General features: G+C 70.0%; 12 protein-coding genes. 6 read left to right on the top strand and 6 right to left on the bottom strand.

Annotation, left to right across the window (positions count from 1 at the left end; translation table 11 throughout):
• Positions 1–28: 28 nt before the first annotated feature.
• Complete coding sequence (locus tag HLK59_RS06115) at positions 29–856, top strand: hypothetical protein (protein WP_171140201.1); 828 nt, start codon at positions 29–31, stop codon at positions 854–856.
• Positions 857–905: 49 nt separating this feature from the next.
• Positions 906–1,841: a hydroxymethylbilane synthase gene (gene hemC, locus HLK59_RS06110; protein WP_171140200.1), complete on the top strand. Its 936-nt coding sequence runs from the start codon at positions 906–908 to the stop codon at positions 1,839–1,841.
• 10 nt (positions 1,842–1,851) lie between these two features.
• On the opposite strand, the gene HLK59_RS06105 is transcribed toward hemC, so the two are convergent.
• The 4 genes from HLK59_RS06105 to HLK59_RS06090 all read right to left on the bottom strand — a co-directional run bounded on the left by HLK59_RS06105 (position 1,852) and on the right by HLK59_RS06090 (position 4,635).
• Positions 1,852–2,367, bottom strand: a complete 516-nt coding sequence (locus HLK59_RS06105; protein WP_171140199.1) for a hypothetical protein — start codon at positions 2,365–2,367, stop codon at positions 1,852–1,854.
• 192 nt (positions 2,368–2,559) lie between these two features.
• Positions 2,560–3,405 carry an ABC transporter permease gene (locus tag HLK59_RS06100; RefSeq protein WP_171140198.1) on the bottom strand — a complete coding sequence of 282 codons (846 nt, stop codon included), beginning with the start codon at positions 3,403–3,405 and terminating at the stop codon, positions 2,560–2,562.
• Positions 3,365–4,186: an ATP-binding cassette domain-containing protein gene (locus HLK59_RS06095; RefSeq protein ID WP_171140197.1), complete on the bottom strand. Its 822-nt coding sequence runs from the start codon at positions 4,184–4,186 to the stop codon at positions 3,365–3,367. The genes HLK59_RS06100 and HLK59_RS06095 overlap by 41 nt, the downstream gene beginning before the upstream one ends.
• Positions 4,183–4,635 carry a MarR family winged helix-turn-helix transcriptional regulator gene (locus tag HLK59_RS06090; RefSeq protein ID WP_171140196.1) on the bottom strand — a complete coding sequence of 151 codons (453 nt, stop codon included), beginning with the start codon at positions 4,633–4,635 and terminating at the stop codon, positions 4,183–4,185. The genes HLK59_RS06095 and HLK59_RS06090 overlap by 4 nt, the downstream gene beginning before the upstream one ends.
• A gap of 192 nt (positions 4,636–4,827) precedes the next feature.
• Here HLK59_RS06090 and HLK59_RS06085 point away from each other — a divergent pair, with 192 nt between their 5' ends.
• Positions 4,828–5,631 (top strand): VOC family protein, encoded by an 804-nt coding sequence (locus HLK59_RS06085; protein WP_171140195.1) that lies wholly within the window; start codon positions 4,828–4,830, stop codon positions 5,629–5,631.
• Here the strand turns inward: HLK59_RS06085 and glgX are convergent.
• Both glgX and HLK59_RS06075 read right to left on the bottom strand, forming a co-directional pair.
• Positions 5,603–7,732 (bottom strand): glycogen debranching protein GlgX, encoded by a 2,130-nt coding sequence (glgX, locus tag HLK59_RS06080; protein ID WP_171140237.1) that lies wholly within the window; start codon positions 7,730–7,732, stop codon positions 5,603–5,605. The genes HLK59_RS06085 and glgX overlap by 29 nt on opposite strands.
• A 26-nt stretch (positions 7,733–7,758) precedes the next feature.
• Positions 7,759–8,241, bottom strand: coding sequence for a pep a2 (locus tag HLK59_RS06075; protein ID WP_171140194.1), 483 nt, complete (start codon positions 8,239–8,241; stop codon positions 7,759–7,761).
• A gap of 225 nt (positions 8,242–8,466) precedes the next feature.
• Here HLK59_RS06075 and HLK59_RS06070 point away from each other — a divergent pair, with 225 nt between their 5' ends.
• From HLK59_RS06070 to treS, 3 genes are all read left to right on the top strand, one after another.
• The gene (locus HLK59_RS06070) at positions 8,467–8,766 is read left to right on the top strand and encodes a DUF5133 domain-containing protein (RefSeq protein WP_171140193.1); all 300 of its coding nucleotides are present in this window, start codon (positions 8,467–8,469) and stop codon (positions 8,764–8,766) included.
• 73 nt (positions 8,767–8,839) lie between these two features.
• On the top strand, positions 8,840–10,855 hold the full coding sequence (locus HLK59_RS06065; protein WP_171140192.1) for an alpha-1,4-glucan--maltose-1-phosphate maltosyltransferase: 2,016 nt from the start codon (positions 8,840–8,842) through the stop codon (positions 10,853–10,855).
• Positions 10,852–12,570: a maltose alpha-D-glucosyltransferase gene (treS, locus tag HLK59_RS06060; RefSeq protein ID WP_171140191.1), complete on the top strand. Its 1,719-nt coding sequence runs from the start codon at positions 10,852–10,854 to the stop codon at positions 12,568–12,570. Before HLK59_RS06065 ends, treS begins: the two co-directional genes overlap by 4 nt.
• Positions 12,571–12,585: the final 15 nt, after the last annotated feature.

Raw genomic sequence — 12,585 nt, 5'->3', positions numbered from 1 at the left:
CACTCCTGGCCGTCGCTAGGGTGCGCGCATGGACGAAGAGGAGGCCTGGGTCAACGCACGCATGCTGTTCCAGGCACTGCGCGACCACGAAGGCGCGAACGCGTACCCCACCGTCGTGGAACCCTGGCTCGCACGGGCCCGACTCGCCTACCGCGAGGCCCTCACCACGGGCGTCGAACTGCTCACCGCGACGGCCGTCGACGGACCGGACGAGCGGTGCGGCGACCTGCTGTGGGAGCTGTACGCGCTGAGCCGGGTCAGCGATGTCCTGCTGACCGGCTTCCAGCCTGCCGGTGAGCACGCCGGCGTCTGGCCCGCCGTGTCGCGGGCCGAGTACCTCCGGCTCTTCACCGGCCTGGGCCTGACACCGTTCGAGGAGAGCGACGCCTTCGACCCGTTCCTGCACGAGATCGTGGAGGTCGAACAGGCCGAGGACCCGGACGAGCCGGTACGGATCACCGGTGTCGTGTGGCCCGGACTGCGGTTCGGGTCCCTGCTGTTCTCCCGGGCCGGGGTGCGGGTACGGGCGGGTGTCCGGCACGCGGAGCGCGGGGTGGCCGACCGTTCGCCGCTGCACTGGACCTATCTGCGCCGGCACCGCCCGACCGTGGACCTGTCCCAGGGCTGGGGGCACAACTCCCAGTGGCGCACCGACTTCCGGGTGGACCTGAGGACCGCGTCCGGTGACGAGATCAACGCGTGCGGGCGCGAGGACGTCGACGCCGAGGACTGGACCGCCCCCGGCCTGTCCCCGCAGGAGCGGCGTGAACTGCTGCGTCACCGCTGCCTGGTGCGCACGCCGGATGCCGCGGGCGCGGCGGGTGAGGAGTTCTTCCCCTTCGACTGGCGTATGTGAAGAGCGGTACTGGACAGCCGCACGACCGCGAGGGTCTATCGTGTCCCGCATGTCCGTGCCCGAACTGATCCGTATCGTCTCCCGCGACTCGCCCATGGCGCTCGCCCAAGTGGAGCGTGTCCGCGCCGAGTTGACCGCGCTGTACCCCGGGGTGCGCACCGAGGTCGTGCCGGTGAGGACGACCGGCGACAAGTGGATGGGCGACCTGTCGAAGGTCGAGGGCAAGGGCGCCTTCACCAAGGAGGTCGACGCCGCGCTGCTCGCCGGGCAGGCCGACCTCGCGGTGCACTGTGTCAAGGACGTGCCCGCCGACCGGCCGCTCCCGGCGGGTACGACGTTCGCCGCGTTCCTCAAGCGGGACGACATCCGCGACGCGCTGATCCATCCGGGCGGGCTCCCCCTGGACGAGCTTCCGGCCGGTACTCGCATCGGGACGTCCTCGGTGCGCCGGGTCGCCCAACTGGCGGCCACCCATCCGGAGCTGGAGTGCGTGCCGTTCCGCGGCAACGCCAACCGGCGGCTGGCGAAGCTGGCGGCAGGCGAGGCGGACGCGCTGCTGCTCGCGGTGTCGGGCCTCGAACGCATCGGCCGCGAGGACGTGATCAGCGAGATCCTCTCCCCCGAGACGATGATGCCGCCGATCGGCGCGGGCATCCTCGCCCTGCAGTGCCGCGAGGGCGACACCGAGCTGATCGACGCGGTCAGCGGGCTCGGCGATCCGGACACCCACCGGGAGGCCACCGCGGAACGCATGTTCCTGCATGTGCTCCAGGGCCACTGCAACAGCCCGATCGCCGGGTACGCGCGCGTGGACCACGGCGGCGAACTGTCCCTGCGGGCCTGTGTGTTCACCCCGGACGGCAAGACCCGCCTCAACGCCCACGAGTGGGCGGGCCGGCTGGACCCGGCCACCCTGGGCACCTCGGTCGCGGTGGCACTGCTGCGTCAGGGAGCCCGCGAGATCATCGACGGCATCCCGCACTGACGTACCGCCGTCAGGCGGTGCCCTCCTCGGCCTGGTCCCGCAGGAAGTTGCTCACCTGGTGGGCCAGGCCGTCCCGTCCGGTCGCCGCCTGCACGGCGCCTTCCTGAAGACCGATACCGCCCGCCCACAGCCGACGCTCGGCCCAGTCGTCGTCGACCCGCAGCTGGATCTGTACGTCGACCAGACTCAGGGACGCCTCGGGGCCGGCGGCGTAGAGCACGGCGGTCGCCCGGCGCAGCGGATAGACGTCGAAGCCCTCGATGAACTGCGAGTTGCGCCAGTCGATGAACGCGCTCTCGCCGTCGGGACCGAGCCGGACGTCGATCTGGCCGTCCTCCAGGTGGATGGTGGAGTGCCGGCCGCCGCGGTTCTCGACGGTCACGCGGACGCTGAAGTACGTGAGCCCCTCGGCGGCGTCGTCCCGGCCGCGTGGTGGCTCGGAGGCTTCCAGCCCGTGGACGCGGACACGCAGGCCGGCAAGCTCGTCGTACTCCTGCCAGTCCCCGACCACGTTCGGCTCGTACACAATCCACCTCTTGTCCCTCAGAGAGCTGCTTCCTATCTGTGTGCTCAGTGCACTGTCAAATGAGCGGAATGCGCTGTGGCCAGCGGGTTCACCCCCTTTGATCAGTGATCAAGCCGTGCGCAGGAAGAACTCGCCGACAGGGGGGCGCACCGCGCCCGGCGGGCGTGCCGCACATCACGTCCGTGTGCATGATCAGCGCGCGAGACGACCGAGCAGCGACGAGGCCGCGGCGATGCCCAGTGCGGCGGCGACGAACAGCACCGCGAAGTCGAGCGCGAGATGGGCGGGCGTGCCGAGGAGGAGTCCGCGCAGGGCGTCCACCTGATAGCTGAGCGGGTTGACCTTGCTGACCGCCTGGAGCCAGCCGGGCATGACGGACAGCGGGTAGAGGGCGTTGGAGCCGAAGAACAGCGGCATGGTGATGGCCTGTCCGAAGCCCATCAGCCGGTCGCGGCTGAGGACGATGCCCGCGATGGTCATGGACAGGCAGGAGAAGAAGGCGGATCCGAGGACGACGACCGCGGCGACGCCGAGCAGTTTCAGCGGGTTCCAGGTCAGGGCGACGCCGAGCACCGCGGCGATGAGGATCACGACGACGGCCTGGACCAGCGACTTCACTCCGGCCGCGAACGCCTTCCCGGTGATCAGTGCCGAGCGCGGGGTCGGGGTGACGAGGAGCTTGTTGAGGATGCCCGCGTCCCGTTCCCAGATGATCTGGATGCCGTAGAAGATGGCGATGAACATCGCGGACTGGGCGATGATGCCGGGTGCCAGATAGTCGATGTAGGGGATGCCACCGGTGGGGATCGCCTTGATCCGGGTGAAGGTCTGGCCGAAGATCAGCAGCCACAGGGCGGGTTGGACGGCCCGGGTGTAGAGCTCGGTGCGGTCGTGGCGCAGCTTCTGGAGTTCGACGGCGCACATGGCCCCGACCCTGGCGGGGAGCAGCCGCCAGCCCGCGCGGGGCTGTGGCGGCTTCAGCAGCAGACCGATGCGGTCAGCCGACACGGCCTGCGGTGCGGCGGGTGCTTCGGACATCGCGGAAGTCTCCTGACTGGTCGTCGAGTCCGCTGCCGGCGAGGTCGCGGAAGACGTCCTCCAGCGTGGGCAGGGCCTGCGTGTTGCGTTGTACGGCGAGCCTCTGCCTCAGCTCGGTGGGGGTGCCGAGGGCGCGGACGCGGCCGCGGTGCATGAGGGCGACCCGGTCGCAGTACTGGTCGGCCTCGTCCATGTAGTGGGTGGTGACCAGCACGGTCATGCCGGTGGCCGCGCGGACGGCGTTGATGTGCTCCCACACACCGGTCCGGGCGATCGGGTCGAGGCCGATGGTCGGCTCGTCGAGGATCAGCAGCCGGGGCGCGCTGACCAGGGCCTGGGCGAGTTCGAGGCGGCGGACCATGCCGCCGGAGTAGGTCTTGGCGAGCCGGTCGGCGGCGTCGGTGAGGTCGACGGCGTCGAGGGCCTGGGCGACGCGGGCGGCGCGCTCGTGGCGGGACACGTCGAAGACCCGGGCGAACAGGGCGACGTTCTCGCGTCCGGTCAGGCTCTGGTCGGCGGACAGCTGCTGCGGCACGTAGCCGAGGAGCCGCCGCACCGCCATGCGGTCCCCGGCGGTGTCGTGCCCGAAGACGCGGACCATGCCCGCGGGTACCGGCAGGAGGGTGGTCATGCAGCGGATCGCCGTGGTCTTCCCGGCGCCGTTGGGGCCGAGCAGTCCGAAGACCTCGCCGTCGGCCACGGTGAGGTCGAGCCCGTCGACGGCGTTGGTGTCACCGAAGGCGTACACGAGTCCGGTGCAGGTGACGGCGTCCTGTGTCACGGTTCCTCCCCCAGGTTGTCGGCCAGGCGGCGCAGGGCCGGGATCGCCGCCGCAAGGGTTTCCAGGTCGGCCTCGTCGAGCCGGGCCACCTGGTGTCGTACGAGGTCGGCGCGGCGTGTGCGCCATTCGCCGAGCCGCGCCCCGGCCGCGGGGGTCGGCATCAGACGGGCGGCCCGCCGGTCTGCCGGGTCGGTCTCGCGGACCAGATAGCCCTGCCGGGCCAGCTGGTTGACGAGCGTCGACACCGAGTTGCTCGCCAGATACAGCTCCTTGGCGGCGTCCGAGATGCCGATCCCGGGCCGGTCCACGACCAGCCGCAGCAGTTCCACCTCGGCGCCGCGCAACCGCGGTGCGGGCATCTCGCGGCGCAACCGGCGCCGGATCAGCCGCTGGACACCGACGAGCGCGTCGGCGAGCTCTTCGGGGAAGGTCTCCTGTTCCTGTTCCACGCGATCGAGATTACCTCTGTAGCAGAGGTAATAGACCCAACGAACAGTCAAGCAATGACGTACGAAAACGAGGGCCACCACGGGTTTCGGCCACGTCCGCCGGGTACTCGACAGGCGCCCGGTGCGGTTCCGGTTGGACACTGTGAGGAGACCGGTGGCTGCCGGCCGGCGAGACCAGGACGCGGAACTGCCATGAACCACGACACCAGACGACCCGGTGGCACGACGGACGTCGTCTCCACGCACGCCGTGTTCGGCGCCCCCTGCTGGGTGAGCCTGACCACCCGGGACCAGGAGGCCGCCGAGGCGTTCTACACCGCGGTCCTCGGCTGGCGATGGCGCTCGGCCCAGCTCGGCGACCGGTTCCGGGTGGCCGTGGTGGACGACACGCCGGTGGCCGGGATCGCCGCGGTCGCCGCGATGTGGCGGACGGCGGTGGCGTGGACCCCGTACTTCGCCGTGCGCAGCGCGGACGAGGTCGTGGCCCGGGTGCGGGAGCGGGGCGGCACGGCCGCCGTCGGACCGCTCTCCTTCCCGCCCGGGCGGGCGGCGCTGCTGGCCGACCGGGACGGGGCGGCCTTCGGGATCTGGGAGGGGGAGCTCTTCGCCGACTGGGGGAACTGGCGCCGCGCGGCCCCGACCTTCATCAGACTGCACACGCGGGACGCCTTCGACGCCGCCATCTTCTACGGCGAGATCCTCGACTGGGCCTCGGACCGCCCCGACTGCTGCGAGGTCCGCTACGAGGGCGGCGAGGTCGTGCTGCGCAGCGAGGGCGACGTCGTGGCCCGGATCGGGTCGGGGGCGCTGGACGCGGCGCCCGACCCCGCTCTTCGGCCGCACTGGCAGGTGCACTTCGCCGTCCCGGACCCCGGCGCCTGCGCCCGGGCCGCGGAGCGGCACGGGGGCGGTGTGCTGTCGAAGGGCGACGACGAGGCCGTGCTGCGCGATCCCGACGGCGCTCGGTTCACGGTGACGGCACGCCGCCTGCGCTGAGCGGGAGTGTCGTCACCGAGGGCCGGGACAGCAGGACCAGGCTGCGGGGCTCGACCGTCAGAGTCGAGTCCGCCTTGTGCTCCGTCTCGTCGGGGGCGCCCTTGGGCTCCGCGGTGTCGACCAGGGTCGTCCAGCGCTCGCCGTACGCCGGATCCGGCAGCCGGAAGGCGACCGGCTCCCAGTAGCCGTTGAGCAGGAGCAGGAAGGAGTCGTCCCGCACGGGTCGGCCGCAGGGGTCCGGTTCGGCGATGGCGTCACCGTTGAGGAAGACGCCGACCGAGTGCGCGTCGGAGCGCAGCCAGTCCCCGTCGGTCATCTCGCGCGCGTCCGGCGCGAACCACACGAGGTCGGGCAGCGGCTGCCCCGCGTGCGTCACGGTCTCTCCGCGGAAGAAGCGCCGGCGGCGCAGTACGGGGTGGGCGGCGCGCAGTCCGATCATGTACCGCGTGAAGTCGGCGAGGTCGCGCTGCCGGCCGGTCAGCCGCCAGTCGATCCAGGAGACGTCGTTGTCCTGGCAGTAGGCGTTGTTGTTGCCGCGCTGGGTGCGGCCGAGTTCGTCGCCGTGGCAGAGCATGGGGATGCCCTGCGAGAGCAGCAGCGTGGCCAGGAAGTTGCGTTGCTGGCGGGCGCGCAGCTCCAGTACGGCCGCGTCCTCGGTCTCGCCCTCCGCCCCGCAGTTCCAGGACCGGTTGTCGCTCTCGCCGTCCCGGTTGCCCTCGCCGTTGGCCTCGTTGTGCTTGTCGTTGTACGAGACGAGGTCGCGCAGGGTGAAACCGTCGTGCGCGGTCACGAAGTTCACGCTGGCCCGCGGTCGGCGCCGGCTGTGCTGGTAGAGGTCGGAGGAGCCGGTCAGCCGGGAGGCGAAGGCACCGAGCGTGTGCTCGCCGCCGCGCCAGAAGTCCCGCACGGTGTCCCGGTACTTGCCGTTCCACTCCGACCACAGGGGCGGGAAGTTGCCCACCTGGTAGCCGCCCTCGCCCACGTCCCACGGTTCCGCGATCAGCTTGACGCGGCTGATCACCGGGTCCTGCTGGATCAGGTCGAAGAACGCCGAGAGCCGGTCCACCTCGTGGAACTGCCGGGCCAGGGTCGCCGCGAGGTCGAAGCGGAAGCCGTCGACATGCATCTCGGTGACCCAGTAGCGCAGCGAGTCCATGATCAGCTGGAGCACGTAGGGGTGCCGCATCAGCAGGCTGTTCCCGGTGCCGGTGGTGTCGTAGTAGTGCCCCCAGTCGCCGTCCACCAGACGGTAGTAGGAGGCGTTGTCGATGCCCCGGAAGGAGAGCGTCGGCCCCTTCTCGTTGCCTTCGGCGGTGTGGTTGTAGACGACGTCCAGGATCACTTCGAGGCCGGCCGCGTGCAGTGCCCGCACCATCGACTTGAACTCGTTGACCTGCTGACCGCGGGTGCCGCGGGCGGCGTAGGCGTTGTGCGGGGCGAAGAAGCCGATCGTGTTGTAGCCCCAGTAGTTGGACAGGCCACGGCCCCGCAGCACCCCGTCCTGGACGAACTGGTGCACCGGCATCAGCTCGATCGCCGTCACCCCCAGGGACGTCAGATGCCCGACGACCGCGGGGTGCGCCAACCCGGCGTAGGTGCCGCGGAGTTCGGCCGGGACGTCGGGGTGGGTGCGGGTCAGGCCGCGCACGTGGGCCTCGTAGATGACGGTGTCGGCGTAGGGCCGCCGGGGCGGACGGTCCTCGCCCCAGTCGAAGAACGGGTCGGTGACCACACCGAGCATGGTGTGTCCGGCGCTGTCGGCGGCCGGGTCGTGGAGCGCGGGGTGATCGTCCACCTGCCCGTCCACCGCCCGGCTGTACGGATCGAGCAGCAGTTTCGCGGGGTTGCAGCGGTGGCCGAGCTCGGGGTGCCAGGGTCCGTGCACCCGGTAGCCGTAGCGCTGTCCGGGCCCGATCCCGGGCAGGTAGCAGTGCCAGACGAAGCCGTCGACCTCGGCGAGGGGGACGCTGTGATGGCTGCCGTCGTCCTCCACCAGGACGAGTTCGACACATTCGGCGACCTCGCTGAACAGCGCGAAGTTGGTGCCGCGACCGTCGAAGGCGGCACCCAACGGGTAGGGGTGCCCGCTCCACACGGGCACCCCTGCGTTGCGACGGCGCGCTGCGGTCACCGGGCATCCTCCAGGACGCCCACGACCGGTTCCTCGCGAGGCACCTGAAGCACCTCGCGGACACCCGGCACGGGCGCCGTCGGCACCAGCGGGACGCGTTCGCCGGACCGGGCACGCTGCGAGAACCAGATGACCTTGCTGCCGGTGTCCGTGGCACAGCACCCCCAGCCGTCGCTCATCGCCGCGAGGTGCTCCAGGCAGCCGCGCAGATCCTGGTCCGGGCGCAGATCGCGGTCGTTGTCGCCGACGGCCGTGATGAGGTGCTGACCGTTCCACCACATCTCGATCGAGGTGAACTTGTCGGTCGCGTGCTCGTCGATGGCCTTCAGCAGCAGCTCGGCACCGCGGCAGACGGGCTCGACCAGGTTGTCGAGGTCCCAGTACCGGAGGTGGGCGGCCAGAATGCGGCTGACCTGGCCGACCCGTTCCGGGGTGACGTCCACATCGAGGTGGTAGTAGCGGGGCACTGCGGTCTTCATCGTCGTTGGCTCCTCACCGGCGAGGCTCCCGCTCCTCCTCGCCCCGGTGGGACGAGCCCCGAACGCACAGCGTGAGCAGTGATCGCTTCTGAGTCACCTCAACTGTGGGAGTGCTACGCCATTCGTGCAACACGAGCGACCGGCGAGGTGGTTGAAGAACCAACAAGACGCTGCGTCGCCACCCGTGCACCATGAGTGAAACCCTCATGGAAGGTGAACGGCGCCATGCTGCTACCGGCCAAGGCCGAAGTCGCCCGGCAACTGCGGCGTTACCGCGCCTGGGAGCGCGTGATGCTGGCCTCCCCCGCCGACCGCGGGGCGCGGGCCACCTTCGAGGACTCGGGCTACACCCTCTGCGTACTCATGGGAAAACGCTGTGCGCGGGAGGCCGCGGACGCCGCGGAACGCTATCTGCGGACGAACCTCCTCACCTATCTCCGCGAGCAGGACGAGCGCCTGTGCGAGACCGCCTCGGCCAGGCGGGGCCCGCCGGTGACACTCCTGCGCACCCCCGCGGGAAGGTAGATCCCCTTCCGGCGCAGCTTCGACCCCCGGCCGGGCCACGGGCCCGGCCTCGAGCACGGCGGAGGTGAGACCCATGAGTGCGGACGCGAGTGCGAACGCGAGGGCGAGCGTGAGGGCGAGCGACACCATCGGCCGTATCCCGATCCGGGATGTCCGTCCGGCCGTCGACGGCGGCAGGAGCCCGGCCAAGGCCGTCGTCGGGGAAACGTTCCAGGTGACCGCCACGGTGTTCCGCGAGGGGCATGACGCGGTCGCCGCCGACGTCGTGCTCACCGACCCCGAAGGGCGCCGGGGTCCCTGGACGCCGATGCGTGAGCTGGCTCCCGGCACCGACCGCTGGGGCGCCGACGTCACGCCCGACGCCCTGGGCCGCTGGAGTTATCACGTGGAGGCCTGGAGCGACCCGGTCGCCACCTGGCGCCGCCACGCCGGCATCAAGATCCCGGCCGGCATCGACGTCGGCCTGGTCCTGGAGGAGGGCGCCGACCTCTACCTCCGCGCGGCGGCCGGGGTGCCGGAGGAACGGGGGCGCGGGGTGGTGCTGGCCGCCGCGGAGTCGTTGCGCGAGGATGCGCTGCCGGTCTCGGCGCGGTTGGCGGGGGCGTTGGCGCCGGAGGTGGACGCGGTGTTGGCGCGGTATCCGTTGCGGGAGTTGGTGACGGTGTCGGAGGTGTTGCCGCTGCTGGTGGAGCGGGAGCGGGCGTTGTACGGGTCCTGGTACGAGTTCTTTCCGCGTTCGGAGGGCACGCCGGAGTGTCCGCACGGCACGTTCCGTACGGCGGCGCGGCGGTTGGGGGCGATCGCGGCGATGGGTTTCGACGTGGTGTATCTGCCGCCGGTGCATCCGATCGGGACGACGTTTCGCAAGGGCCCGAACAACACGCTGTCGGCGACCGCGCAGGATGTGGGGGTGCCGTGGGCGATCGGTTCGCCGGAGGGCGGGCACGACGCGGTGCACCCGGATCTGGGGACGATCGAGGACTTCGACTGGTTCGTGGGGCAGGCCGCCTCGCACGGTCTGGAGATCGCGCTGGACTTCGCGTTGCAGTGCTCCCCCGACCACCCGTGGGTGCAGAAGCATCCGGAGTGGTTCCATCACCGTGCGGACGGCACGATCGCCTATGCGGAGAATCCGCCGAAGAAGTACCAGGACATCTACCCGATCGCCTTCGACGCGGATCTGGAGGGTCTGGTCGCGGAGACGGTGCGGGTGCTCAGGTTCTGGATGGAGCACGGTGTGCGGATCTTCCGGGTCGACAATCCGCACACCAAGCCGGTCCTGTTCTGGCAGCGGGTGATCGCGGAGGTCAACGCCGGCGGCCCGGATGTGATCTTCCTGGCCGAGGCGTTCACCCGGCCGGCGATGATGCGCACCCTGGGCGAGATCGGCTTCCAGCAGTCCTACACCTACTTCACCTGGCGCAACACCAAGGAGGAACTCACCGCCTATCTGGGCGAGCTGTCCGGTGAGGCGGCCGCCTCCATGCGGCCCAACTTCTTCGCCAACACCCCCGACATCCTGCACGCCTACCTCCAACAGGGCGGCCGGCCCGCCTTCGAGGTCCGCGCGGTCCTGGCCGCCACCCTCTCGCCCACCTGGGGCATCTACAGCGGCTACGAACTGTGCGAGAACACCCCGCTGCGCGAGGGCAGCGAGGAATACCTCGACTCGGAGAAGTACCAGCTGCGCCCCCGCGACTGGGACACCCCCGACACCATCGCCCCCCTGATCACCCGGTTGAACGCGGTCCGTCGGGGCCACCCCGCCCTGCGGCGGCTCAGGAACATCCACTTCCACCACACCGACAACGACGCGGTGATCGCGTACAGCAAGCGCACCGGCCCGGACACGGTTCTGGTGGTCGTCAACCTCGACCCTCATCACACCCAGGAGGCGACGGTCTCGTTGGACATGCCGCAACTCGGCCTGGACGGGAACCCATCCGTGTCCGTGCACGACGAACTGACGGGTGAGACCTACCACTGGGGCCGGACCAACTATGTACGCCTCGAACCCGGTCGGGCGCCCGCGCACGTGCTCCATGTCCAGCCATCGGCATCCGAGACCGGAGGGTCAAGAGCGTCATGACTGTCAACGAGCCCGTCCAGGACACCTTCGAGGACACTCCCGCGAAGGACCGGGACCCCGACTGGTTCAAGCGCGCCGTCTTCTACGAGGTGCTGGTCCGTTCCTTCCAGGACAGCAACGGCGACGGCGTCGGCGACCTCAAGGGCCTCACCGCCAAACTCGACTACCTGCAATGGCTGGGCGTCGACTGCCTCTGGCTGCCGCCCTTCTTCAAGTCACCGCTCAGGGACGGCGGTTACGACGTCTCCGACTACACCGCCGTCCTGCCCGAGTTCGGCGACCTCGCCGACTTCGTGGAGTTCGTCGACGCCGCCCACCAGCGCGGCATGCGCGTCATCATCGACTTCGTCATGAACCACACCAGCGACCAGCACCCGTGGTTCCAGGAGTCCCGCAAAGACCCCGACGGCCCCTACGGCGACTACTACATGTGGGCCGACGACGACAAGCAGTACCCCGACGCCCGCATCATCTTCGTCGACACCGAGGCCTCCAACTGGACCTTCGACCCGGTCCGCAAGCAGTACTACTGGCACCGCTTCTTCTCCCACCAGCCGGACCTCAACTACGAGAACCCGGCGGTCCAGGAGGAGATCCTGGCCGCCCTTCGCTTCTGGCTGGACCTGGGTATCGACGGCTTCCGCCTCGACGCCGTCCCCTATCTGTACGCGGCCGAGGGCACGAACTGCGAGAACCTCCCCGCCAGCCACAACTTCCTCAAGCGGGTGCGCCGCGAGATCGATCTGATGTACCCGGACACGGTGTTGCTGGCGGAGGCCAACCAGTGGCCCGAGGACGTCGTCGACTACTTCGGCGACTACCAGTCCGGCGGCGACGAATGCCACATGGCCTTCCACTTCCCCGTCATGCCCCGCATCTTCATGGCCGTGCGCCGCGAATCGCGCTACCCCGTCTCGGAGATCCTCGCCAAGACCCCCGCGATCCCCTCCAGCTGCCAATGGGGCATCTTCCTGCGCAACCACGACGAACTCACCCTGGAGATGGTCACCGACGAGGAACGCGACTACATGTGGGCCGAATACGCCAAAGACCCCCGCATGCGCGCCAACATCGGCATCCGCCGCCGCCTCGCCACCCTCCTCGACAACGACCGCAACCAGATCGAACTCTTCACCGCACTCCTGCTCTCCCTGCCCGGCTCACCGATCCTCTACTACGGCGACGAGATCGGCATGGGCGACAACATCTGGCTCGGCGACCGCGACGCCGTGCGCACCCCGATGCAGTGGACACCCGACCGCAACGCGGGTTTTTCCTCCTGTGACCCCGGACGGCTCTACCTGCCCACCATCATGGACCCCGTCCACGGCTACCAGGTCACCAACGTCGAGGCGTCGATGTCCTCGCCCTCCTCGCTGCTGCACTGGACCCGCCGCATGATCGAGATCCGCAAACAGAACCCCGCCTTCGGCCTCGGCTCCTACACCGAGCTCCCCTCCTCCAACCCCGCCGTCATCGCCTTCCTGCGCGAATACGAGGACGACCTCGTCCTGTGCGTCCACAACTTCTCCCGCTTCGCCCAGCCCACCGAACTCGATCTCCGCGCTTTCGACGGACGCCACCCCGTGGAACTCATCGGCGGGGTCCGTTTCCCCGCCATCGGTGAACTGCCGTACCTGCTGACGCTGGCCGGGCACGGCTTCTACTGGTTCCGGCTCTCCCGAGTCGCATCCCGCATCGGCCGCCGGCCTTGAGCGACCGCCGGTGAA

Source organism: Streptomyces sp. S3(2020), assembly GCF_013044505.1.
Taxonomy (GTDB): Bacteria; Actinomycetota; Actinomycetes; order Streptomycetales; family Streptomycetaceae; genus Streptomyces.
The sequence above is the reverse complement of the archived record's forward strand: the minus strand, read 5'-3'. Positions and strand labels throughout refer to the sequence as shown.

Excerpts from the sequence above, each read along its gene's own strand:
- HLK59_RS06115 (WP_171140201.1), top strand. The coding sequence starts at position 29 with ATGGACGAAGAGGAGGCCTGGGTCAACGCACGCATGCTGTTCCAGGCA.
- HLK59_RS06100 (WP_171140198.1), bottom strand. The coding sequence starts at position 3,405 with ATGTCCGAAGCACCCGCCGCACCGCAGGCCGTGTCGGCTGACCGCATC.
- treS (WP_171140191.1), top strand. The coding sequence starts at position 10,852 with ATGACTGTCAACGAGCCCGTCCAGGACACCTTCGAGGACACTCCCGCG.
- hemC (WP_171140200.1), top strand. The coding sequence starts at position 906 with ATGTCCGTGCCCGAACTGATCCGTATCGTCTCCCGCGACTCGCCCATG.
- HLK59_RS06070 (WP_171140193.1), top strand. The coding sequence starts at position 8,467 with ATGCTGCTACCGGCCAAGGCCGAAGTCGCCCGGCAACTGCGGCGTTAC.
- HLK59_RS06075 (WP_171140194.1), bottom strand. The coding sequence starts at position 8,241 with ATGAAGACCGCAGTGCCCCGCTACTACCACCTCGATGTGGACGTCACC.
- HLK59_RS06085 (WP_171140195.1), top strand. The coding sequence starts at position 4,828 with ATGAACCACGACACCAGACGACCCGGTGGCACGACGGACGTCGTCTCC.
- HLK59_RS06065 (WP_171140192.1), top strand. The coding sequence starts at position 8,840 with ATGAGTGCGGACGCGAGTGCGAACGCGAGGGCGAGCGTGAGGGCGAGC.